Here is a 22,641-nt window from a genome sequence, read left to right on the forward strand (position 1 = left end):
CAGCATCGCCGACGACTCACACGATCTCGAAGTAGCGCTGCAGTTCCCAGTCGGTCACAGCGCTGAGGGACTGGTTCCACTCCCACCGACGGCTCGTGGCGAAGTGGTCGACGAACTCGTTGCCGAGCATCGACCGTGCCGTTTCCGAGGCGGTGAACCGTTCGGTGGCCTCTGCGAGGGTCGCGGGATAGCGGTTCACGTCGGCGTCGTAGCCGGAGCCGGACACGGCCTCCGTGTCGAGCTCCAGTCCGTCAGCGATGCCGCGCAGGCCCGCTGCGAGGCAGGCGGCCACGCTCAGGTACGGGTTCACGTCGGAACCGGGCAGCCGGGTTTCGAGCCTGGTCGACTTCTCACTGCCGGGGATCACACGAAGGGCGACCGTGCGGTTGTCGACACCCCATGTTGGGCGGGTCGGCGCCCAGTACCCCTCGACGAGGCGCTTGTAGCTGTTGACCGTGGGGGCGAGCAGCGGAAGGAGGTCGCTGAGGTGGGCGAGCTGGCCGGCGACATATGAGCGGAACGTGGTGCTCATCGAGTCGGCGTCGCTGCTGTCGTGGAATGCCGACTCGCCGGAGCCCACCTTCAGCAGGCTCTGGTGGTGGTGGCCGGAGCAGCCTGGGAGGTCAGATGAGATGCGTGCCATGAACGTGGGCAGGATCCCGGTGCGGGCACCGATCTCCTTCGTCGCCGTCTTGAACAGAATCGCGCGGTCAGCGGCTTCCAGCGTGCCGGAGTGCAGGATCGCCGCTTCGAGCACGCCCGGGCCCGTTTCGGTGTGCAGACCCTCCAGCGGGATGCGGTACTTGCGCAACTGGCCCATCAGGGCTTCGAGGAACTCGGCGTTGTGGCTGTGGCGGATCACGCTGTATCCGAACATCCCGGGGCTGATCGGATCGAGGTCACGGTGGCCCTTGGCAGTCGCGGAGTCGGGTGTCTCCGCGAAGTTGAACCACTCGAACTCGAGGCCGAACACAGGGTCGAACCCCATGTCGTTCGCCTGGCCGACAATCCGCTTCAGCAACTGCCGGGGGCAGATGGCGAGTGGGGCTCCGTCGTCCCGCTCGAAGTCTCCGAGGAAGAACGGGCGGTCGCCCTCCCACGGGATGCGGCGGTAAGTGCCCAGATCGATGCGCACGTTCTGGTCGGGGTAGCCGGTGTGCCACCCGGTGAAGGCGGCGTCGTCGTAGCACTCGTCGCCCATGTCCCAGCCGAGCACCACGTTGCACATGCCGAAGCCGTCCTCGGCGGAGCCCAGGAACTTGTCCTTTGCCATGTACTTGCCGCGCAGGATTCCATCCGCGTCGGTGACGGCCACTTTGACGTAGTCACCCTCCCAGGCGCGCACCTCTGCGAGTGCCGCATCGGATCCACCGTCGTCGTTGCTGTGCTCTGCGCTCACGGCCGGTGAGTGTAGGGGTCCGGCGAAGGTCCGTCTCAGGGATCGGCCCGGACATCTCGGTTGGCGTGGCGGGCCCAGTCGTCGATGATCGACTCGACCGTGCTCAGGTGACGGGCGATGGCGAGCGCGTCGGGCACCTCCGCGAGGACTTGCTCATACCGGCGAACCGGACGCGCGGTCTCGCCCTGGCCGATCAGCTTGGCGGTGTGAGTCGCGTGTGTTCGGGGCAGACTGTGGGGATGCGAGTACTGATAGTCGAGGATTCTCCCGAGGTGATCGAGCTGCTACGGCCTGTTCTCACCGCGGACGGGCACGAGGTTGAGGTGGTGCAGGACGGTGAAGCCGGACTCGCCTTGGCGGCCGAGTTCGATCCGGAGGTCGTGCTGCTGGACGTCGTGCTGCCGGGCCTCGACGGCATCGAGGTCTGCCGCCGCCTGCGTCAGAGTTCCGATGCCTACGTGATGATGCTGACCTCGAAGGACGACGAGGTGGACCGGGTGGTCGGCCTGTCCGCGGGGGCGGACGACTATGTCACGAAGCCGTTCTTTCCCCGCGAAGTGTCGGCGCGTATCTCGGCCATGGCGCGCCGGCCGAGGGCACCGCAGTCGCAGGAGAGTGGGACCGAGGCCATCACGGTGGGTGACCTCGAGGTCGAGCCGGAGACCCGTCGAGCGACCATCGCCGGTGAGGAGCTGGCACTCACCAAGAAGGAGTTCGACCTGCTGGAGCTCCTGGTCTCGCGTCCCAGGGTCGTGCACACCCGAGAGATGCTCCGCGAGCACTTGTGGGGACCCGACTGGTTCGGCGACGACCACGTGGTGGATGTCCACATGGGCAACCTCCGCAAGAAGATCGATGCCGGACGCAAGCCCAGCAGGATCCAGACGGTACGGGGCGTCGGCTTCCGCATGGCTGACGCCTAGTGCCGACTGGGGTGTCCGAAGGCGGTCAGCTCAGCCGGCGGACAGCTCCACGGCCACGCCACCCGACTCGGAGCGTGCCAGACGCAGCTCGAGCACGGCGTCATCCGATTCCGACAGGTCGGTGATGGCGTCCATGACAGTGCTGTCAAGCGCCTCGGGGTCAGGTGTGGCGAGGTCAGCAGAGCCCGGCGCCAGGTCGACCATCAGCAGCTTGCCGGCCTGCGCCGCTGCCAGCTGCCAGCGCTCCTCGTGCTCTTCGAGCACGCTCGACAGACTGGCAACCTGCCGACGACCGGTTGCGGACGGGGCGGGTTCCCCGCGGGGTGCGCGCCGATCGGGCACGGCAGCGTCGAACGCCCTCTCGTCGAGGGCGTCCCTCATCTCGGCGAGAGCCTGCGCCATCGCTGCCAACCGGCGCTCGCCCATCGGTTCGTCGGCGGAGAGCGATTCGAGTTCGAAGAACAGTGCCGACAACGAGGTCCTGAGGCTGTGCGACAACTCTGAGAGCACTCGCTCACGGTCCGATGCCGCATCGGTGGCTGCATCGCGGGCCGCCTGCAACTCCAGTGTGCGGGCCTCGAGTCTTTCCTGCAGCATCTGGCGCTGGTCCCATCGATCCGTGGTGAGGCGCTCCGCGATCGTCTCGGCCTCCTGCCGGGCCGCCCTCTCGCGGGCCACGCGTCTCTCGAGGCGTCGGATCCGCTCCAGGGACTCGTCGCCGGAGCTCACACGGCACCCTCGATGCGAATGGTGCAGCGGCTGTCCCCACGGTGCTTGCAGGACGTCTGGTGCACGCTCACGGACTCGCCGAAGTGGTCTGCCGAGCCCAGCACCAACCCTTCGGCGAGCATGCAGAGGTCCCTGACGGACTCATAGTCCATCTCGAGGGTGCCACCGTCGTCACGTAGGGCGAACCGCGGCACCGACGCGCCGGGGTAGAGCTTGAGCACCTCGGGATGGATCATCCCGTTGACCCTCGGCAGGAACTCCCGCAGCGACGAGGCGTCGTCGGCGAAATCGGGGTAGCGCCGGATGAGCGGAGTGAAGCTGAGCCGACCGAGGACCCGCAGGACGTCCTCGACGGGCGCACCGAGCCTGCTGGACGCGGCTCCCGCGACCTCTACCAGTTCGGCGTCGGGGTAGTTGCCCACGGCGGTGTAGGCGCCCTCGAGGTCGCAGTCCTCGACCAGGTCGTCCCACATGTCGTCCCCCCACTCGCCGGAGACGGCTTCCTCGAGCACATTCATCAGTAGGCCCGTCATGGGACCTCCTCGGGGTCCTGGATCGCTTGTCGGATGTGGTTGCGGAGATGCGTCGTGGTCGCCGACATGAGGCCTTCCAGCTCGACCGTCGTCGAGGCCGCCACCGGATCGGTTGCGTGCTCGACTTCTCGCAGGGCCTCAGCGAGGGCCGATGCGCCGAGCATCGCGCTCGGCGACCGAAGGGCGTGGACACTGCGGCGCGTCGCCTCAGCATCCCCTTGGACTGCGGCCCGGCGGATCTCCGCCAGCCGGCCCGGCGCCTCGGACATGTAGGTGGCGGCGACCCTGGAAACGGAGTCCGCTCCCAGCTCGTCGACCAATCGCGTGAACCTCTCGGGGTCGATTGTCGGGTCCTGTGGGCCGGACGCCTCAGCGGTCCCGGACCGGACGGGTTCGGCGGCCGTGTCTCGGTGGTGATGAGAGTCGGGCACTGCGGTGTGGAGGCCTTCGGCCAGGGCCGACAGCACCACCGGCTTGGCTAGGAATCCGTCCATGCCGGCCCGTTCACACGCCTCCCGTGTGGAGCTGAGCGCGGATGCGGTCAGCGCCAGGATCGGCAGCCTGCGACCGGTGCCCCGTTCCCCCATGCGGATCATCCGTGCGGTCTCGAACCCGTCCATGTCCGGCATGTTGCAGTCCATCAGCACGACATCGATGGTGTCAGATCCCACACGTTCGATGGCTTCAGCCCCTCCTTCGGCCAGTACGCACCGGCAGCCCAGCCTCATCAGCTGCGCTTCGACCAGCAGCCGGTTGGTGGCGTTGTCGTCGACGACGAGCACGTTCAGTCCGACCGGTCCGCTGGCGTCTCGCTGAGCCGGCGCATCACCGGGCTCCCTGGTGAGGGGCAGCGGCAGTTCGAAATGGAACGTAGATCCATGACCCTCGAGGGTGCTCACGTCCAGCCGGTTGCCTCCCATCGCCTCGACCAATCTCGCCGAGATGGGCAGGCCGAGACCGCTCCCGCGGGTGGCGTCGATGCTCGCCGCCTGTCTGAACGGCTCGAAGATGCCGGTGACCTCGTCGGGGGGTATGCCGGGGCCGGTATCGGTGACGGAGAATCGCACCCACTCGGTGGAACGTGTGGCGGCGCCCGGGGCAACCTCGATGTCCACCCGGCCTTCGCTCGTGAACTTGATCGCGTTGGTGACCAGGTTGAGCAGGACTTCGTAGAGCCTGTCCCGGTCACCGCTGCGCCAGTCCGAGACCCATGGGTCGATGGAGGCGTCCAGGCGGAGTCCGCGCTGCTCGGCCCTCATGCGAGCGACTTCCATGACTTCGCCGATCACCTCGCGCAGCTGGAATGGCTCAGACCTGATGGAAGCCCGGCCTGCGTCGAGGCGCGCGAGGTCGAGCAGGTCGTCGATCATGCGGGCGAGCCTTTCGGCCTCTCCGCGGATACGGGCCGACCAGCTCGCTGCTTCGGTCTGGTCGGGATCGTCGAGCTGGTTCTCCAACAGTTCTGCGAATCCGAGGATCGAATGCAGCGGAGCGCGGATTTCGTGACTGACGATCGCCGCGTAGTCGGACTTCGCCTCTGCCAGCTGGAGCGCCGATTCCCGCGCCGACACCAGTTCTTCCTCCGCGTGCTTGTGCTGTGAGACGTTGCGGGTGGTCACAACTATGCCGAGCAGGTCTGGATCATCGAGCTGGTTCACCGCGCTCAGCGCTACCCACTCGTAGTGCCCATCTGCGTGCCGCACCCGCACCTCGGCCTGGAACTCCTCGCCGGGATGCCCGAGCACGTCGGCCAGCATCCTGGTGCCGAGTTCCAAGTCGTCGGGGTGGGCGAGGTCCGCCATGCTCCGCCCGACCCACCACTCCGAGGGGTATCCCAGCACGGCCTGCCCGGTGGCGGTGGAGCTCGAGACCTTGCCTTCCGCGTCGAACACCGTGACCGTGTGGGAGGCGCTCAGCAGCAGCTTCTGCAGCGTGCGGCAGTAGCGCTCCAAGTCCATGGGTGGATCGGCCGTCGAAATGTCCGGGCCGTGGTCGCTGCTCATGCTGCGGGCACGAACCGTTGTTCCTCGCTCATGGGTACAGTTTGCCCGGTAACGTCGTGTTTTTGCATGCGTCCCGGTGCCACGAAGCGGCCGAGGTCGGTCTGGTGGATGGTCTCCCCGGCCCCGGGGCTATCGGCAAGGAGCAGGTTCACCACGACGCTGCGCAGGCGCCCTTCGACCGCGAAGCTGGTCAGGGCGGCGGAGGGTCAGGGTTCGAAGGAGAGCACCCGGCCGGAGCGGTGCTCGCTGACCAGGACCTCGCCGTCGTCGCGGGCAAGCACGGTGTGCGGTCCATCCAGGCCGTCCAGCACCTGTGTGGAGGCCGCCGGCTCGTCGCCCTCCATCCAGTCGGCCAGGTCGACCTCGACCAGTGAGCCGGTGACGAACAGCGCCACAAGGGCCCGGCTGTCGACCACGGCGACTCCGGTCGGTGTCGCACCAGCAGGGAACGTCGCCACCGGGCCACTCACACCGGGGCACCGCTGGGGAGGCGGGCATCCGGGCCACCCGCCGTCGGGAGCCGGGTCGCGGTCCGGTTCGCCGCCCTCGGCCGGGCTGAACAGTTGCAGTTCATCGGGCGGAGGGTCGGCGATGTTGTCGCCGATCTCGGTGACCAGGAGGGACCCGTCGGGCAGGGTCGCGTGTGCGTAGGCGTTCTTGAGACCTGTGGCGAACGGCTCCGACTCGCCGGTCGCCGGGTCGAATGACCACAACGTCCCACTGCCATCGACCACCTCGCCCCCGCGGACCGAACCCGAGGTCTCGTAGAGGATCCGGCCGTCGGGGAGGGCGGTGAGGGTTCCCTCGCTTCGCCCGTTGAAGGGAAGGTCTTGCAGCAGCACCTCCTTCGGGCCTGCGTCGCCGGTGCCGTCCCAGTCCGCGCTCGCCAGACTGCGGCGTTCCATCACCCACAGCCGGTCGTCGAGCCACAGCACGCCCGTTGGTGTGTCGAGTCCGTCCAGCAACACCCGTTGTTCACCCGACTCGAGGTCGACCTCCAGCACCTGGCCGTTCGGCTCGCCCTCCGGCCCGTTCAGCTGGGCGACGAGCAGTCGGCCGTCCGGGCCCTCTGCGATCTGGGTCGGGCCCGCAAGCCCGTCCACCACGACCGTCGCGCCGACCGGGCCATCGGGGTCGGCATCGGGGGAGTCATCCGGGTTTCCGCAAGCCGACATGGCAACCACCACAGCGGCGGCGCCCAGCGCAAGTGACCTGCGCAAGCGGCGCGACTTCGACATGGGCCCATCATTGCAGTGCCGCAGTGGGCACCTGCCGCGGCTTGCCCCTGGGGTCGCGGCCCTAAGGTCGACCCCATGGCACTTGTACGGCCCGGCGAAGGCGATGCCCCCGAGCATCCGGTGGCGCCCTGGGACGACCTGCAGATGACCTATGCGGAGGATCTGCCGGAGCTCGTGCTCTGGTGGCAGGGCGACGAAGTTCCCAGGCCCGAGCTTGCCGTGCTCAACGAGGACCTTGCCGCCGAGCTCGACATGTCCGTCGAAGCCCTGCGCTCAGACGATGGGGTCGGAATCCTGTCGGGTTCCAGGGCCATCGAGGGAACCGGGAGCGCAGCCCTCGCCTACGCAGGTCACCAGTTCGGCCAGTACTCACCCAGGCTGGGCGACGGACGCGCGCTCCTGCTCGGAGAGCTCGTCGGTCCCGACGGCCGACGGCTCGACCTGCACCTGAAGGGATCCGGTCGCACACCGTTCGCCAGGGGAGGGGACGGCAAGGCGACCATCGGCCCGATGCTGCGTGAATACGTGATCGCAGAGGCGATGCACGCCCTCGGCGTGCCCACCACCCGGAGCCTCTCGGTGTGCACCACCGGCGAATCGATCCCACGCGACCGCGTCGAGCCAGGGGCTGTGCTCGCCCGCACCGCGGCCAGCCACATACGGGTCGGCACCTTCGAGTACGCCGTGCGTGTCGGCGGCGACGAACTGGTGCGCAGGCTCGCCGACTACTCGATCGTGCGGCACCATCCCCTCGCCGCACAGGAACAGGAGCCGTACCGCGCCTTCCTTGCGGCGGTGGTCGAGGCTCAGGCCGCGCTGATCTCACGGTGGATGCTCATCGGGTTCGTGCACGGCGTCATGAACACCGACAACATGACGATCTCCGGTGAGAGCATCGACTACGGCCCGTGTGCGTTCGTGGACCGGTACGACCCCGACACCGTGTTCAGCTCCATCGACCACGGTGGCCGCTACCGCTTCGGCAACCAACCATCGGTCGCGCTGTGGAATCTGAGCCGGCTGGCGGAGACCCTGCTCGGCCTGCTCTCCGATGATGAGGAGGAGGCCGTCGAGGTTGCCACCGCGGAGCTGCGGCGGTTCCCGGAGTTGTACGAGTTGCAGTGGCGGACGGGCCTGGCCGCCAAGATCGGCTTCGGGTCGGCACCCGTTGACGGGCCCCTTCTGGAGGACCTGCTCGAGGTCATGAAGGCAGATGGCCTCGACTGGACCTCGACGTTCAGGCTGCTGGCCGACGAGCTGCGCCAGGCCGACGAGCAGCTGGTGTCGGTCAGCACCGGCGAGCCGATACTCGACTGGAAGGCCCGGTGGATCGAGGCGTTGGAGGCCGAGGGTCGACCGCTGCGTGAGGCGGCTGACGCGATGGATGCGGTGAACCCGCTGTACATCCCGCGCAACCACCTGGTCCACGAGGCGCTCGAGGCGGCAAACGAGGATGACCTGGCACCGTTCGGCGAACTGGTCGAGCGGGTGACCCACCCGTTCACGCCGGTGCCTGGCGCGGATCGCCATGCAGCCCCGGCACCCGAGGAGTTTGCGTCGGTGTTCCGCACCTTCTGCGGGACTTAGTCCGCCGAAGGAGCGCCCGTTGCCCGACAAGGGGGCGAGCCACGTTGTGCCTCAAGTCTCGCTACGGTGCCGCGCATGGCACTTCGAGTCGGCGTACAGCTGCACCCACAGGCGACAACTGTCGAGGACCTGCGATCCGCGTGGAGCGCGGCGGACGAGATGGGCGCCGACTCCATCTGGTTGTGGGACCACTTCTACCCGCTCTACGGCGATCCCGAGGCCGAGCATTTCGAGGCCTGGACGCTGATGGCGGCCATGGCAGTGGATACGACCAATGCCCGCCTGGGGACTCTCGTGACCGGGAACAGCTACCGGAATCCGGAGCTGCTCGTCGACATGGCCCGCACCGCTGACCACATCTCGGGCGGCCGGCTCTACTTGGGTGTTGGCTCGGGCTGGTTCGAGCGGGACTACGAGGAGTACGGGTATGACTTCGGCACCGCCATCGGGCGCCTACGCCAGCTGGGGGACGACCTGCCCCGCATGAGGAACCGGCTGGCCAAGCTGAACCCGCCGCCCATGGGCGAGCTCCCCCTGCTGATCGGCGGGTCGGGGGAGAAGGTCACCCTGCGCCTGGTCGCCGAGTACGCGAACGCCTGGAACACCTTCGGTCCACCGGATCACTTCGCGGCGAAGAACGCGATCCTCGATGAGTGGTGCTCGCGGACCGGCCGGGACCCGGCCGAGATCGAGCGAACGGTGGCGGTGAATGCCGACGACGTGGACGACGTGGGTCGTTACGTTGAGGCGGGGGCCGGCCACGTCATCGTGATGATCGGCCCGAAGTTCGACCTGGACCCGCTCGCCACGCTGATCGGTCAACGCAGCGAGTTCGCCTAGTCATCGCACCCGACGGTGCTACATGCGCTGGGTGTAGTCCCAGCTCGAGACCCTGAGGTCGGTGATGCCGATGGCCACCTCGTTGTCGAGCCTGGACTGCAGCCAGTCGGCGAGTGAAGAGTTGTCCTCGCCGAGGTAGCGGTCGATCAGGTGGTTGAGCAGATCGGCTGCCTTCTCCGGGTGGAACTCGGCCACACCGTGCCCTCGCACCCCGCAGTATGGAGGTGAGTCGGCGGCGACCTCGAACCCGCAGGCGTTGTCGTTGCGCAGTCGTCGGGCCAGCAGCGAGTCGGCCTGGGTGGCACACCAGATCGTGGAGCCGTCGAAGCTGAACCACACGGACTGAACCAGCGGGTGCTCCCGCCCCCGCGTCGCAAGGCGGATCGGTATGGCCGCATTGCTGAGGAACTGCGACACCTCGTCGGCGTCCCACGGACCGGAGATCAACTCGGGTGCCGGTTCGTAGGCCATCGCCTCATTCTCCCCCTCGACCGGAGGCGGCGCGGCCATCCTCAGCGGCGAGGACCGGTCGCGCCGAGTCCGGCAGCGGCTGCTTGAACAGGCCGGGAGGTATGGGCTCCCCGCACCGCACAAGGGAGATGTGCCAGGAGGGCGATGAACCGAGCGCCCAGCGCAGCCCGCCCACGGCGACGCGACCGACGTGCTCGCTCGATGGCGGCACGTGTATCCCAAGGGTGCTGCGGACGTTCGGCGACACCGTCGAGGCAGCGGCGTTGAACAGCACCGCGTAGGGCAGCTTCACGGCGATCGGCAGGGGTGGTCGCCGCAGGAAGCGCAGCGCCCTTGCCTGCGCGTCCGAGTGCTCGATGCCGGGGTGGTCGTCGACCCAGCGCTCGAGGTCCGCTGCGGTCCTCGGCAGGGGGCGGGCTCCGAGCAGGGATCCGATGCGAGACTGTTCCTCCACGAACCGGTCGGCGTCCTCGTCCGACAGTGGCTGGGGCCCGAAGTCGCGGTATGCCGACAGGAACGACTCGGTGAGCGCGTTGTGGACCCACGCTGCCAGGGCCGGGTCACCTGCGCTGTACGTGCGGGAGCGCTCCGAGGTGCCCGTCACGCCGCGGTGTGCACCACGCACCATCGCGACTGCCTCCTCCACCTCCGGCTGTGACCCGAAGGTGGTCGAGGTGACGTAGTGGGCGGTTCGGGAGAGACGCCCGAGTGGATCCTTGCGGTAGCGCGAGTGCTGGTCGACCCCGGCGACCACCTCGGGGAGCGCCGTCTGCACCAGCAGAGCGCGGATGCCGCCCACGAATGCGGTCACGTCGCCTATCACCCTCCAGGAGACCGACCCGGGACCTATCAGACCCGGGTCGCCCCGGTGCTGGAGGGTCTGTTCGAGGGGTTGCGGCCCGTGGCTGAACAGGTCCGTTGTTGAGCCGATGGCCCGCTGTCGGATGAAGCTGAGCATGGGGTGCCTGCGACCTTCTGGGCTTCGCCCTTCACCCTGCTTTTCGGCCCCGGCCCGTTCGCCGGATGCGCAGCCGGCTCAGCGGCGCCGGTCACCGGAGTCCGGAGTCGGCTCAGCCGGCCGGTCGCTCGGTGCGTTCGCCTTCGAGCACCCGGATCAATCCCTCGGCAGCCTTGTCGCCGATCCGCTTGAAGGCGAGCCCGAGGAAGGGCTCGAACGCCCGCCAGGCCCCCTTGAGAGTCAGTTCGGCATCGTAGGTCACGACCGTTCCGGAGGCGGTCGACTCGATCGTCATCTTGTCGAGCGACACGAGCATCCCGCTCTCCGCGCGGGCCACGACCGTGTCGGGACGGTCGAAGTCCGTGACGTGGTAGCACAACGTGATCGTGCGTCCGGCGGTCCGGACCGCCACGTCGAATGCCGTGCCCGGACCTGGGCCGTCGCCCTCGGCCTGCTCCACGCCATGTACCCCCGGGTCCCACTCCGCGAAGTTCGACAGGTCCGCCATGTAGTCGAAGGCCTCCTGCTGGGACTTCGGGGACAGGACGGAGACGACGTATCGGGCCATGGGCCGTTTCTAGTCCATCGAGTTGCGCGGGTCGTCGAGTTCTGGCTGTCGGGCCCGCGTCAGTCGTGCCACTCGAAGCGCATTCCGGCGTGGGCCTCCAAGCGCTCGACGAGGCGGTCGCCCAGCGCCGAGGCCGGGGTCCAGAACCCTCCGCCGCGCTCCTCCCGGGGCAGGTCGAGCAGGGCGACGGCCGTCTCGCCGAGCATCCTCGCCGTTGCCCCGTAGCCGGGGTCTCGGTCGCCGGTCACACGGGTGCGGACCCGCTGACCGGACGCCGTGAGGCCCGAGAAGCGCAGGTCGAAGAACCCGGCCATCTGTGCCTCGGGGTCGGGACCGTCGCCAGGCTTGGGAAGCACGCGCTTGGCGAGGTTGCGGGTGGGCCCGAATGCCAGGGCGCCCATGCCCGCTCCGAGTCCGGCCATGAGTCCGGTGGCCTTGGCCGCTCCGAGGGGACCGGTGCCCATGTCCATGGCCTCGTCGTAGAGGAAGTCCGGTCCCCACGGTCGACCGAGCAGTGCGTGGGTGCGCTGCACCACCCGGGTGTTGACTGCGGCCATCACGAACGGCGCCAACCACTCGCCGGTGTCGGGATCCCGGGTGGGTCGGGTCGTGTCCGGCTGTCGGGGTCCCGTTCGCAGGTCCGGTGGGTTGAGCGCGTAGGGATCGGCAAGGAGCCGCCGCAGGCCCGGATCCTTGGCCGCCTCCTCCACGATGTTGACCATCGAGGCGATGGTGCCGCCACTGGCCCCACCCTTCGCGCCGTGTACGCGCATCGAGATCCGTTCGCACGGCTCGCCCAGGTGCTGCTCGGCCTGTTGCTGGGTGAACCAGACGCCCAGGTCGGACGGGATGGAGTCGAACCCGCATGAATGCACGACGCGGGCGCCCGAGGCCTCCGCGTCCCCCTGGTGGGTGTCGATCATGCGCCGGATCCAGTGGGTCTCACCGGTGAGGTCGCAGTAGTCAGTGCCTGCGGCGCTGACTGCGGCGACGAGGGGAGAGCCGTAGAGGTCGTAGGGGCCCACCGTCGAGATCACGACACGGGCGGAACCCGCCATTTCCGCGAGGGCCCCTTCGTCGGAGGCGTCAGCCACGATCCGCTCGACGTCTGCCCCCGTCGAGCGCGCCACCTCGTCGAGCTTGGGCGCGGACCGGCCGGCGATCGCCCATCGCAGGGGGCCATCAGCACCGTGCCGCTCCACCAGGTGGCGACAGGTGATCTGCCCCACGAAGCTCGTGGCCCCGAACACCACCACGTCGAATTGCCTGTCTTCGTCAGTCACGGCCGGCACGCTATCGGGTCGTCGTCGAGGATTCGCCGTGCGATGTTCCGGCGCAGTCGCCGCTCTCCAGTCGTACCGGCCCGGCGGTTCGGGTCGGCCGCACAGCCCGAAGAAGCTGTGGCAGGCTGATTCCATCCCCGCGACGCGTCGGGGCAGAACGGGGGTCGTCGTGGCAGATCATGGGACAGTCGAGCAGACCGAAGTCTGCGGGGAAGAGGAAGCGCTCGCGGCGGTGGCCGAGATGGGACTGCACGGGATCGCCATGGACATGGTCGGAGCGCAGGAGGACTTCCACTTCCACGAGTTCGACGCGGTCCTGTTCGTGCTGAGCGGCAAGGCCGCCGCCGAGTACCCCGATGGGGAGGTACTCGAGGCGGTGCCCGGCACGGTGGCGAAGGTTTCCGCGGGCACAGTTCACCGCGATGTGCCCGGCTCGGAGTACCGGGGGGTGTTCGGGTTCAGCATCGACCCTGCGGAGATGACGCAGCCGATCAACAAGCCTGTCCCCGCGTAACCAAAATCGAGCGTTGCCCCAGCCGGCGATGTGGTGAGATGTAGGCATGATCGGCGCAATCATCCTGGGTCTGCTCGCTGGAGGCCTGGCCCGACTCATCGTGCCGGGCGACAACAATGTCGAGGGCTGCCTGCCCACCCTGCTTCTCGGGCTGGCCGGGGCGCTCGTGGGATGGTTCTTCTTCACGAAGCTGATCGGCATCGGCGACAGCGACGTGTTCGACCTAGGCGGAATCATCGGGGCGGTGATCGGCGCGGCGGTCCTGCTGGCCGCGTGGGGTGCGATCACCGCAAGAGCAGGCGGTCCGAAAGGCTGATCCGCCATCAACGTGGGCTTCGGTGTGCCCTGGGTCGCCGCTCCCTACCTGGGGGTGTGTCGCGTGGCGCTGCGCCGCACGCACGAGATCGTGGATGGCCTGGCGGGCTGACCGCACGCCGGAACTGGACGCGTCCAGCTGCTCGGCTCAGTCCTTCAGCGCGAGGAGTACCTCGTTGTGCCGGAGGAACCAGGGCTTCCAGGGCGGGTCGTAGCGCGCCCAGATCGGCTCGCCCTCGGTGTCCAGCCCCTCGCGGTCGAGCGTTCTGCGGAGTTCGCGCAGGTTCCGGTCGTGCAGCCCCTTGGACCAGCTGCCCCGGTAAGGGAGCGCGGCCAGCCGCTGCGCCCCGACCTCCTCGAGGGTCACGCGGTCATCGTTCGGCGTGGGCAGCGACTCGGAGGTGAAGTCGTGCGGCATCATGAAACGCACGGTGAAGCTCTCCTCATCCGGAACCTGGATGACCGGAGTGGTCATGGCGATCTTTGTGCTGCTGCCGTCGCCCGAGTCGTTGGCCCCGAAGATGTAGCGGGCGAGTATGCCGAAGCCGGCGTTGCCGGCACCCTGCAGCGATCCGCTCACCCTGGTGGAAGCCACCAGGTATGGCTCGTACTTTCGAACCTCCACGCTGCCGATGGTTCGCTCGAGTTGGTAGTCGGGGCTGTCCAGGGCCATGGGCAGAGTGTCGCGCGGAGTTGGAACACGCAGACACCGCGCGTCGTTGTCGTAGACATGAGCGCACTGATGGAACACCGGAGCACACCCATCTCGCGTTCAGCGCCGGAGAGCGTGCAGCGGCCGGTGATGGTGCAGTACTGGACCGACGTGGTCTTCATCCACTGGCCACTTCCCCCCGAAGAGGTCCAGGCGCTGCTGCCGGACGGGGTTGAGGTCGACACGTTCGACGGCAACGCGTGGGTCGGCCTGGTTCCATTCAGAATGGAGGGCCTTGGGCTGCCCGGCCTGGCGCCGCTACCGATGGTGGGGAGCTTTCCGGAGGTGAATGTGCGGACCTACGTGCGCAGCGGCCCCCGGAGGGGCGTCTGGTTCTTCTCACTCGACGTCGACCGGCTGCTGCCAGCGCTCGTGGCACGCGCCGCCTATGCCCTTCCTTACTGCAAGGGCGACACATCTCACCACAGGATGGCGGAAACCGTCTCCAGCTCGGTGCGCCGCACTTGGCCCGGTGGCCGAGGCGGTCCTGCCGCAATGGCGGAGCTCGTCGTTCACACGGGTGACCCGATTGACGTCGGCCCGGGCCTGGAGAGCTTCCTGACTTCCCGTTGGGGTTTGGTGTCAGCGAGTCGTGGCGGGCGGCTCCGCTGGGCGCCGGTGGAGCATCCGAAGTGGCCGCTGTTCTCCGGCGAGCTGGCGCAGCTCGACGAAACCCTGCTCGCGGCGGCCGGTCTGGACCGCCCGGCACAGGCGCCGCACGTCATGTGGTCACCGGGTGTTCCGGTGAGGGTCGGCCGCCCGGTGTCGCTCAGTCGAGTTGCGCAACGCCGCTGAGCCTCGCGATTGCCGCGGCAGCTGCGAGACCGGAAAGCACTGCGCCCTCCACCCTTGGCTCGCCGAATGCGTCACCGGCCAGCACCAACGGGGGAAGCCCTGACGCCACCAGGCAGCGGTCGGGGTGGGACACGACGGGGCGCGCATAGCGCCAGCGTTGCACCTGTGAAGCTCCGGCGATGGGTGGGGAATCGAGCTCGGCGGCGCCCAGGAGTGATGAGAGCACGGCCTCGTCGGGTGACCTCCACAATCGCCGACTCTCTTCGGCGCTTGCGTGGATCGTCACCGCAGGTGATTCGGACACACCCTTGGTTTGGTTGTCCGCCATCCAGTCGATGGGCCCGCTGGCTGGGTCGACGGCACCGGGCTCGGGCAGCCCCGAGGGTCCGCTGAGCGGCACGAGCGCAGCAAGGCACGGGTCGTAGGCGATCGCGTCCAGGGCCTCTCGGTCGCTGCGGGCGAGTTGCACCTGTCCCGCTTCGATCATTTGCAGGGACTGCGGCACAGGTGCGGTGAGGATGACTGCGTCCACGTGCGTTTCGTAGCTGGCCGCCCGCAGTCGCCACGCGCCGTCCACGATGCTCACGGACTCGACCCGCTGCTCCCTGCGCACGTCGCTGCCCCCCGCGAGGTGCTTTGCGATGTCGTTCATGGAGCGCACACCGCGATAGCGGATGTGGCCGTCTGCGACTTCGGGTGCTTGGTCCTCCAATCCCCGGGTTCCCACCCTGGCGGAGAACCAGGGGGTGGCGATGCCCTCGGCCTCCCAGTGCCCGACCATCTCGGTGAACCGACCGGTGTGGGTGGTCAGGAACTGGGCGCCGTGGTCGATTGTCGCTTCGCCGATCCTCCGCGTGGCCATCCGACCCCCCACGCCACGCGCCTTGTCGAGTACGACCACGTCACAACAGCTGCGCAAGGTCCTCGCTGAGGTCAGCCCTGTGATTCCTGCGCCGACTATTGCGACACTCGGCCGATCACCCATCGGCGCAAGCTACCCCTGGCGCAGCGGTCGGGACGGTCGGCCCGACGCGCTGGCTGCGGACGAGTTCCGGGATTTCCCGTGAGTTGCTCATCCAACGGCACGGGCGCGGGCGAATCACTCTCCGTATGGGTGAAAGCATCGACACCAGGGACGGCGTGATTGTCGTGGGCGGCGGCTACGCGGGTCTTCATGCAGTGCGGGCGGTGGCCAGCCGTTCGGTCCCCGTGACGCTCGTGGATCGGGAAGGCCGACATGATTTCGTGACCCGCCTCGCATCCGTCGCCGGCGGCACCGCACCGTTGGGTGACGCCGGCAGGCCGATTGGAGAGTTCGCCTCCGACGTGGAGCGCGCCGCGGTGGCAGAGGTCGGCGACGGCTGGGTGCGGCTGGTCGACGATCGGATCCTCTCAGCTGATGCGGTCGTCGTGACAACCGGTGCCGAGGTCTCACGGCCTCCGATTGAGGGCATAGAGCATGCGTACGGACTTCGCAACGCACAGGATGCTGCGTGGCTACGGTCGGCGATAGCCGAGGCTGAGTCCCTCGTGATCATCGGTGGTGGCGCCACAGGGGTGCAGCTCGCCGGAGCGGCATCCATCGCCCATCCCGGGCTTCGCATCGAGCTACTCGAGGCAGAGCACAGGTTGCTGGCTGGTCTGCCCGCCGAGCTGGCCTCGGGCGCGCGGCGGATCCTCGGTGACAGGGGCGTGGTGGTTCGTCTCAGCCACAGCGTCGAGCGAATCACCACCGCTGGAGTGGAGACCGCCTACGGCTCGGTCGACGGCATCGTCGTCTGGGCCGGCGGCTTCGAGGCCGACACGTCGGGCATCGGGCTGCCCACCGCCGAGGACGGGCGGATTCTTGTTGACGACCGGCTCCGGGTGCGCGACTTCGAGCGCACGTTCGCGGCCGGCGACGTGGCAGCCCACGTCGACGGCCGCGGCGACCGGCTCCCGATGTCGGCCCAGGTTGCCGTGGGTGCAGGCTCGGCCGCCGGCGCCAACGCAGCCCGTCTGGTGCGCGGCCGAGATCTGCAACGGGTCCGACTGTCACAGATCGGCTGGGTGCTCGATCTCGGAGGTCGCCGGGGAGTCGCCCGGGTGGGCCCGTTCTCGCTGAGCGCTCCGTTCCTGGACCAGTTCGCTCCGGTCATTCACGACTTGATCGACCTCAAGAACCTCTTGGAGATCGGCGGCGCCGCAGGCCTACGGTTCGCGCCTTCGTCGGTCACGGGTCCGCTCGGCTGTGTGTCGCCAGACGTGCCCGACGCAGGTGTGCGTCCGAGGCTGGCTTCCGACCGGCGTTCAGCCGACCGGTGATCACAACCCGGCTCTGGGTGGACACACCACCCGAGGCGCGGCACGTGTTCCGGTCAAGGTCGATTCGTGGGTCTCGGCGGCTCACGTCGTGTCCGTGGAGGCCGAACAATGGTGGCGAGCGCGTGGCATCGCGGGACCGCCCGCCAAGCCGTTGGAGAGGCGGTATCGGGTGGGCCCGCAGGCTGTGACTCTCGCTTGGGCGGCACCCATCTCGCTTTCTTCCTTGGACGGATCTGCAGTAACGTGATCTTCACGCCGCGGGGTGGAGCAGTTCGGTAGCTCGTCGGGCTCATAACCCGAAGGTCGTAGGTTCAAATCCTACCCCCGCCACCAACGAGATCCGTGCAACAGCAGGCCTCCGGGCCTGCTGTTGCCGTTCCGGGCGGCAGACACCGGAGCCGGCGTCAAACCGATGTCAAACGAATCGGCGCGGACACACCGAGTCCCAGCAGGATTGGGTTCGTTTCGCGCGGCTAGCTGTCGCACCCGGGAGGCTTCCCAGAATCCCTTTTCAAGAACCCGGAATAGGGCGCAGGGAAACAGGCGTACCAACACGGACTAGTTGGTGTTGGCCAATCGAATTGGCCCCCGCGCTGTTGAGGCATCGACCGGTCTTCCGTCCTGCAGTATCTGAATCCGTCCCTTTGCGTGCAGGCGTCTGGCCGCCGCACGAGCGGGTTCGACGAGAGACCTCCATTGTTCAGAGCCAACCAGTCGGGCGGCGTCGGTGGGACAGATGGAGCCGTTTCTGTCCGTCTCAGACAACAGTCCCAAGATGGCATCCTCGAGCTTGCGGTCGACGGGGCGCCGTCGCCGCTTCCGACAGCCAGCCGAGCAGTACCTGACTTCGTCCCAGTTGCGCTCCCAGGCCTTGCGCCAGACCATGCGTCGACCGCAAACGGCGCAGGTCTTTGACCGTTGAGGGGATCGGCTCATGTCGGCTCCTCGACGCTTCGGCGCCAAGTCGAAAACGAGTTGACCCGAGCGCCTCCTGGCGGACATAGCCATTGCCATGGATGCGTCTCGCTGACCTTCAGCTTCGAGATCAGGCGGGCGAACCTCGGCACCGGTGCATGGGTTACTGAAAGAGACAGCCCAGCCAATTCCTCAAGTGGGTCTCCCAACCGGAGTACGAGTTTTCGGCGAGTTCCCAGGTCGGCCAGTGTCTCTGTCAGGAACACGAGCCGCTTGGAAGACAGCTGTAGGCGGCTGAGCAAAGGTGCGTCGAACACGAATACGGCTGGCAGTTCCGGATTGGCCGACATGGCCGGATCGTTCCCGAGTGACTCGGCGGTCAACCACAACCATTCGGAGGGGCCTTGCTTTTGGACCTCGGTGGGTCCGAACAGCCCAGGGCTGTCCATCCTCTGGTATTCCGGCTGCTCGGCGTAGGCGGGCTCTGTTGGGAAGTCCTCGATTGGGCACGCCTGATTGTGTGGACAGGTGGAACACAACCCCGGAGCGCGCTTGTCCACCTGCCAGCGACTGAATCCGTAGGGCTTCGCTGACCCGACGCCGGTCACCCACTGCCAACCCAAGCGGTTAGCAGCACGCGAACCGTCAAGAAGATGCCGGAAGAACTCGTCTTCCCCACGGCGCCAGTCGAAGCCGTTGCGAACCGACCAATGGCTGGCCAGCCACATGCGCTGCTGGTTAACGAGCCAACCGTCTGTGTGGAGCTCGTCGATCGCGGTCGAGACGCATGCAAGATCACGGTCCCAGCCTTCCCCGTCGCGGGCAACCACCATCTCGCGCCTGACCCCGCGACCTGTTCGGGAGCCATGGGTCGCGTACCAATGTCTCGAGTACTCCTGCCAGAGCAACTCGTCACGGAAGCGCCGCACGTCCTTCTCGGGTCCACCTTCGACTGAGTTCCAAACGCGTTGAAGTGAGAGCAGGCCATGACGGATGTAGGGAGACAACCGCGAGGCGCCCCGCGAATCTGGCGGCAGAACCTCGTTGCGAGTCCGGGCGTAGCCGCGGACCTCGAAAGAAGCGAGCGCCGATTCCGCTGCTGTGGCGCCACCGCGCACTGAGCCAGAGCCACGCACATCGTCACTGCACAAGTGCGCCAGACGCGCCGACACGAACTCCTCGGCTGCGGCGCGGCCGGTCTCTGGGAGCCGAAGCTCAGTCATGATGGTCGTTTCTGGGCATGTGCAGATAAAGAAGTCGTGGCTGGAGGTGAGTGACACGGGTCAACGGCGAACAGGGAAAAGTCTTGGTTGGAGCGGCGACGGTCGTCTTCATTGCCCTGTGCCCGGCTGTCTAATCGTGGTCGGTCCTGCCGCTCGGGACCACCAATAGTGTGCGATGGCAGCGGCGAGCGTCCCGCGCCGCCTGAGGTGGTGAACAGTTGCCCGTCCGTCAAGAGGTTCATGGATGCGATGCCAGCGCCGGGTCGCCGAGATGACCCGCCCGTGCAACGACGCGATCCCCCGGCAACAACTCGAATCGGTGGCCGAGGTAGAGCCGGACCTCGTGGTGGCGATGTCGAGTTTGGAGATGACCAACCGGGAGGTCGACGGTGTCTGGTACAACTTCGGTTCGCCCGAATCGGACGAAGTCCTGCTCGGCCTCTTCGGTGAGACAGTGAACCGGCTGACATCGACGGGAGCCAAGGTTGCGCTGGTGCTGATGCCGGAGGTCGTGGCAGGCACGGAGCGGGGCGTTGGGCCTGAGGAGGTTGCGCGGGCCGAAACCTGAACGATCTTTTGGAGCAGGTCGCGCAGCCATCTCCGGGTTCGCAACCCGGGGGTCGCAGGTTCAAATCCTGCCCCCGCCACCAACGAAACCCGTGTGACAGCAGGCCTCCGGGCCTGCTGTTGTGGTTCGGGGCGCCTTGTCGCCGCCGCGCCGAACCTGTGTCAAACGAACTCAGACGCGCATTGGTAGCGAACTGTCGTCGATCTCTCGCCGGTAGCATCGGGCCACACATGGTCCTCTTGGTGCTGGCGCTCGTTTCGGGACTGTCGTTCCTTCGCTACGGCTTCGAAGTCCTGTTCCGGGTTCGGCTGAAAGACGAGTTCACGCGATACGGGATGCCCGGAATCCGCACCTTCGTCGGCGTGATGGAGATCCTCGGTGGCACGGCGGTCCTGCTGGGACTCGCCTTCCCGACTCTCGGGGCACTCGCGGCTGCCAGCCTCACCATCTTGATGGTCCTCGGGCTAGTCGTCCGCGTCAAGGTCCACGACCCACTGCGACTGATGTTGCCCGCTGCCTTGCTGGGCGTTCTCAACGCGGTGCTGGTCGCGCTCTTTCTCAGGTCGTAGCTGCCGCTTCCAGTTCCATGCCGCTCGGTTCCGACTTAGGGGTTCCGCTCAGGATCGCCGAAGTCGTTGCAAGCGAGAAGACCGATAGCGCGGGCAGGTAGCGCTTGAAGGGATCGCCGACCTTGAGGTGCATGCCTATGGCACCAAGCATGAAGGCGGCCAGGCCGACCGAGGCGGGGCGGGTCACCCTTGGCTTGAAGAGTCCGACCAACATCAAGCTGGCAAGGCTCACCTTCGCCGCGCCCACCGCGTACATGGCGTTCTCCGAGAACCCGTACTCCTCGAACTCTTCCTTCATGTTGGTCGCGTCGCCGCCTCGGTAGCCGGTGTCCTTGTTGAACCGGTTGAACCAGACATTGAGGATCCACAGAGCAGCAGCGGCCTGGGCCAATTTTCCAAGATATTTCATGAGCGATGGAAGCCTTCCGTTCGGCAGTCGTAGGAACAGTATGACGTTGCTGCTAGCCGCATTCATCTCGCCGCGGCCCCGTTGAGAGGAACGTTCGATGTCCACCCCGCAGCCCGGCTGGTACCTGGATCCATGGTCAACAACCCATTGGAGATGGTTCGACGGCACCGACTGGACCGGGCACACGGAACCCATGCGGCAGCCGGCGGCCAGCCAGGCACCTGCTGCGCCGATGGCTGTGGTCGATGTGGAAACGACCGGCTTGGGAGCAGCGGACCGGATCGTGGAGATCGCTGTCGTGTCAATCGACGCGACCACTGGGCAGGTGCTTGACGAGTTCGAAACGCTCATCAATCCGCGACGCGACGTCGGGCCGACCAGCATCCATGGTGTCACCGCCTCGATGGTCACCGACGCCCCCGAATTCGGTGACATCGCAGGGATCATCGCTGAACGATTCGACGGCACCGTGATCGCTGCCCACAACCTCGGGTTCGAGCGGCGAGTTCTCGGCTCCGAGTTCGACAACTGTGGTGTGGCGTTGGACTGGGGTGCAGGGTTCTGCACCTATGCCGCCACAGGGCTAAAGCTGTCCGAGGCGTGCTGGGTTCGCGGAATCGAACTCACAGGCGCGCACACCGCTCTCGGTGACGCCCGGGCAACAGCACAGCTCGCATATCAGGTGTGGGGCGACGACGACCCGGCCGGCTACGTTCAAGCGGCGGTCTCCCGTGCACCGCGCATTGCCGGTACCCGGCTCGCTACCCGATCAAGTGGACGCGACACGGTCGATGCCAGCACGCAACGGGGTTTCGTGGCGGCCATCGCCAAGAAGGTGACCGGCCCCGGGGACCGCACCGGTCACGAGAACGCCGAGGCGTCCTACTTCGAGCTGATCGACAGCGTTGTCGAAGACTTCCAAGTCACTGGCGAGGAACGCACAGCATTGACTGAGCTGGCCGACAACCTCGACCTGGACGAGCCGACCGTGCGCGTGCTGCACCGCATGTTCGTCAACGAGTGCGTCAACGTCGCAGTTGACGACGACATTGTCACCGACGACGAACTCGAAGCGCTCCTTCGTGTCGCAGCGCTGCTTGACGTTCCCGCTGACGTCGTTGCCCAACGTGTCGACAGCTACAGGGCGATGGATGTGGAAGTGGACCTGGTCGAGGGCCTCGAGGTGGGCTTCACCGGCGAAGCAGTCATCCAAGTGGACGGCACGGACGCTGTGCTCGAACGCGAGGACTTCGAGGACCTGTGTAGCGCCGCCGGCCTGGTGCCGTTGTCCAAGAGCGTGCGCAAGAAGTCCACGGGCCTACTCGTCGCCGCCGACCCGGAATCACGTTCCGGCACGGCTGGCAAGGCACGCAAGTTCGGGATCCCGATCACGACATCGCAGGCAATGTTCTCCGCCATCCAATCCGGCCAGCCGTCGGTTCCAGCTCGAGTAATGACCGCCGACCACCTAGCGCTCGTTTGCACAGCGTGCGGAACATCGTGGCTGGCCAAGAGGCGGCAATCGGAACCGCTGTGCAACAGCTGCAAGTCCTAGTGCCCCACCAAACGCGCCGTGTCCGCTGAGCCGGCAGTCTGTCGGTCTGGCCCTAACTGGGCTTGTCTCTATTCCAGGCTCCGTTGGTCGCGTGGGAGGCGACCCGCTATCTGGGGGTGTCTACTCGTCTTCGCCTGGGAGGTTTCCATCCAGCTCGCCGTCTGCCGGATTCACGTGAACCTCTGCCACGTTGCCTCGTTGCTCGATTGAGGAGGCCAAGCCGTTCTTGG

At 67.2% G+C, this 22,641-nt stretch carries 24 protein-coding genes and 1 tRNA gene; 11 read left to right on the forward strand and 14 right to left on the reverse strand.

Annotated elements, in window-relative coordinates:
• Positions 1-16: 16 nt before the first annotated feature.
• A complete protein-coding gene (locus GY812_03475; protein ID MCP4434546.1) occupies positions 17-1,273 on the reverse strand; it encodes a glutamine synthetase in 1,257 nt (418 codons plus the stop codon).
• 365 nt (positions 1,274-1,638) lie between these two features.
• On the opposite strand from GY812_03475, the gene GY812_03480 reads away from it, so the two are divergent.
• Positions 1,639-2,322: a response regulator transcription factor gene (locus tag GY812_03480; protein MCP4434547.1), complete on the forward strand. Its 684-nt coding sequence runs from the start codon at positions 1,639-1,641 to the stop codon at positions 2,320-2,322.
• A 30-nt stretch (positions 2,323-2,352) separates the two neighbouring features.
• On the opposite strand, the gene GY812_03485 is transcribed toward GY812_03480, so the two are convergent.
• The 4 genes from GY812_03485 to GY812_03500 all read right to left on the reverse strand — a co-directional run bounded on the left by GY812_03485 (position 2,353) and on the right by GY812_03500 (position 6,825).
• Positions 2,353-3,051, reverse strand: a complete 699-nt coding sequence (locus GY812_03485) for a hypothetical protein (protein MCP4434548.1) — start codon at positions 3,049-3,051, stop codon at positions 2,353-2,355.
• Positions 3,048-3,584: a heme NO-binding protein gene (locus tag GY812_03490; GenBank protein MCP4434549.1), complete on the reverse strand. Its 537-nt coding sequence runs from the start codon at positions 3,582-3,584 to the stop codon at positions 3,048-3,050. Before GY812_03490 ends, GY812_03485 begins: the two co-directional genes overlap by 4 nt.
• The gene (locus GY812_03495; protein ID MCP4434550.1) at positions 3,581-5,587 is read right to left on the reverse strand and encodes a response regulator; all 2,007 of its coding nucleotides are present in this window, start codon (positions 5,585-5,587) and stop codon (positions 3,581-3,583) included. The genes GY812_03490 and GY812_03495 overlap by 4 nt, the downstream gene beginning before the upstream one ends.
• A 206-nt stretch (positions 5,588-5,793) precedes the next feature.
• Positions 5,794-6,825, reverse strand: coding sequence for a glucose sorbosone dehydrogenase (locus GY812_03500; protein ID MCP4434551.1), 1,032 nt, complete (start codon positions 6,823-6,825; stop codon positions 5,794-5,796).
• Positions 6,826-6,900: 75 nt separating this feature from the next.
• Between GY812_03500 and GY812_03505 the strand changes: the two genes are divergently transcribed.
• The gene (locus tag GY812_03505) at positions 6,901-8,412 is read left to right on the forward strand and encodes a YdiU family protein (GenBank protein MCP4434552.1); all 1,512 of its coding nucleotides are present in this window, start codon (positions 6,901-6,903) and stop codon (positions 8,410-8,412) included.
• Between the two features lie 75 nt (positions 8,413-8,487).
• Positions 8,488-9,252 carry an LLM class F420-dependent oxidoreductase gene (locus GY812_03510; protein MCP4434553.1) on the forward strand — a complete coding sequence of 255 codons (765 nt, stop codon included), beginning with the start codon at positions 8,488-8,490 and terminating at the stop codon, positions 9,250-9,252.
• 18 nt (positions 9,253-9,270) lie between these two features.
• Here the strand turns inward: GY812_03510 and GY812_03515 are convergent, their stop codons facing one another.
• The 4 genes from GY812_03515 to GY812_03530 form a co-directional block, all read right to left on the reverse strand.
• The gene (locus GY812_03515) at positions 9,271-9,723 is read right to left on the reverse strand and encodes a pyridoxamine 5'-phosphate oxidase family protein (protein ID MCP4434554.1); all 453 of its coding nucleotides are present in this window, start codon (positions 9,721-9,723) and stop codon (positions 9,271-9,273) included.
• 4 nt (positions 9,724-9,727) lie between these two features.
• Complete coding sequence (locus tag GY812_03520) at positions 9,728-10,681, reverse strand: DUF2236 domain-containing protein (protein MCP4434555.1); 954 nt, start codon at positions 10,679-10,681, stop codon at positions 9,728-9,730.
• 112 nt (positions 10,682-10,793) lie between these two features.
• Positions 10,794-11,249, reverse strand: a complete 456-nt coding sequence (locus GY812_03525; GenBank protein ID MCP4434556.1) for a hypothetical protein — start codon at positions 11,247-11,249, stop codon at positions 10,794-10,796.
• A gap of 59 nt (positions 11,250-11,308) precedes the next feature.
• The gene (locus GY812_03530) at positions 11,309-12,532 is read right to left on the reverse strand and encodes a saccharopine dehydrogenase (GenBank protein ID MCP4434557.1); all 1,224 of its coding nucleotides are present in this window, start codon (positions 12,530-12,532) and stop codon (positions 11,309-11,311) included.
• 169 nt (positions 12,533-12,701) lie between these two features.
• On the opposite strand from GY812_03530, the gene GY812_03535 reads away from it, so the two are divergent.
• Positions 12,702-13,046, forward strand: a complete 345-nt coding sequence (locus GY812_03535) for a hypothetical protein (protein MCP4434558.1) — start codon at positions 12,702-12,704, stop codon at positions 13,044-13,046.
• A gap of 46 nt (positions 13,047-13,092) precedes the next feature.
• Positions 13,093-13,362, forward strand: coding sequence for a GlsB/YeaQ/YmgE family stress response membrane protein (locus GY812_03540; protein ID MCP4434559.1), 270 nt, complete (start codon positions 13,093-13,095; stop codon positions 13,360-13,362).
• A 147-nt stretch (positions 13,363-13,509) separates the two neighbouring features.
• Here GY812_03540 and GY812_03545 read toward each other — a convergent pair whose 3' ends face one another.
• A complete protein-coding gene (locus GY812_03545) occupies positions 13,510-14,034 on the reverse strand; it encodes a heme-binding protein (GenBank protein ID MCP4434560.1) in 525 nt (174 codons plus the stop codon).
• Positions 14,035-14,103: 69 nt separating this feature from the next.
• On the opposite strand from GY812_03545, the gene GY812_03550 reads away from it, so the two are divergent.
• A complete protein-coding gene (locus GY812_03550; GenBank protein MCP4434561.1) occupies positions 14,104-14,868 on the forward strand; it encodes a DUF2071 domain-containing protein in 765 nt (254 codons plus the stop codon).
• On the opposite strand, the gene GY812_03555 is transcribed toward GY812_03550, so the two are convergent.
• On the reverse strand, positions 14,843-15,853 hold the full coding sequence (locus GY812_03555) for an NAD(P)-binding protein (GenBank protein ID MCP4434562.1): 1,011 nt from the start codon (positions 15,851-15,853) through the stop codon (positions 14,843-14,845). The genes GY812_03550 and GY812_03555 overlap by 26 nt on opposite strands.
• A gap of 125 nt (positions 15,854-15,978) precedes the next feature.
• On the opposite strand from GY812_03555, the gene GY812_03560 reads away from it, so the two are divergent.
• Together GY812_03560 and GY812_03565 are read left to right on the forward strand one after the other, a co-directional pair.
• On the forward strand, positions 15,979-17,172 hold the full coding sequence (locus GY812_03560; protein ID MCP4434563.1) for an FAD-dependent oxidoreductase: 1,194 nt from the start codon (positions 15,979-15,981) through the stop codon (positions 17,170-17,172).
• Between the two features lie 256 nt (positions 17,173-17,428).
• Positions 17,429-17,505, forward strand: a tRNA-Met gene (locus GY812_03565).
• Positions 17,506-17,730: 225 nt separating this feature from the next.
• Here GY812_03565 and GY812_03570 read toward each other — a convergent pair.
• Both GY812_03570 and GY812_03575 read right to left on the reverse strand, forming a co-directional pair.
• Complete coding sequence (locus tag GY812_03570) at positions 17,731-18,108, reverse strand: DUF2256 and DUF3253 domain-containing protein (protein ID MCP4434564.1); 378 nt, start codon at positions 18,106-18,108, stop codon at positions 17,731-17,733.
• A complete protein-coding gene (locus tag GY812_03575) occupies positions 18,105-19,310 on the reverse strand; it encodes a deoxyribodipyrimidine photolyase (GenBank protein ID MCP4434565.1) in 1,206 nt (401 codons plus the stop codon). Before GY812_03575 ends, GY812_03570 begins: the two co-directional genes overlap by 4 nt.
• A gap of 244 nt (positions 19,311-19,554) precedes the next feature.
• On the opposite strand from GY812_03575, the gene GY812_03580 reads away from it, so the two are divergent.
• Together GY812_03580 and GY812_03585 are read left to right on the forward strand one after the other, a co-directional pair.
• The gene (locus GY812_03580; protein MCP4434566.1) at positions 19,555-19,878 is read left to right on the forward strand and encodes a hypothetical protein; all 324 of its coding nucleotides are present in this window, start codon (positions 19,555-19,557) and stop codon (positions 19,876-19,878) included.
• 230 nt (positions 19,879-20,108) lie between these two features.
• Positions 20,109-20,447, forward strand: a complete 339-nt coding sequence (locus tag GY812_03585; protein MCP4434567.1) for a hypothetical protein — start codon at positions 20,109-20,111, stop codon at positions 20,445-20,447.
• Here the strand turns inward: GY812_03585 and GY812_03590 are convergent.
• Complete coding sequence (locus GY812_03590; GenBank protein ID MCP4434568.1) at positions 20,437-20,856, reverse strand: DoxX family protein; 420 nt, start codon at positions 20,854-20,856, stop codon at positions 20,437-20,439. The genes GY812_03585 and GY812_03590 overlap by 11 nt on opposite strands.
• 97 nt (positions 20,857-20,953) lie before the next feature.
• Between GY812_03590 and GY812_03595 the strand changes: the two genes are divergently transcribed.
• Complete coding sequence (locus tag GY812_03595; GenBank protein MCP4434569.1) at positions 20,954-22,411, forward strand: DUF2510 domain-containing protein; 1,458 nt, start codon at positions 20,954-20,956, stop codon at positions 22,409-22,411.
• Positions 22,412-22,641: the final 230 nt, after the last annotated feature.

This window comes from Actinomycetes bacterium (assembly GCA_024222295.1).
GTDB lineage: Bacteria > Actinomycetota > Acidimicrobiia > Acidimicrobiales > Microtrichaceae > JAAEPF01.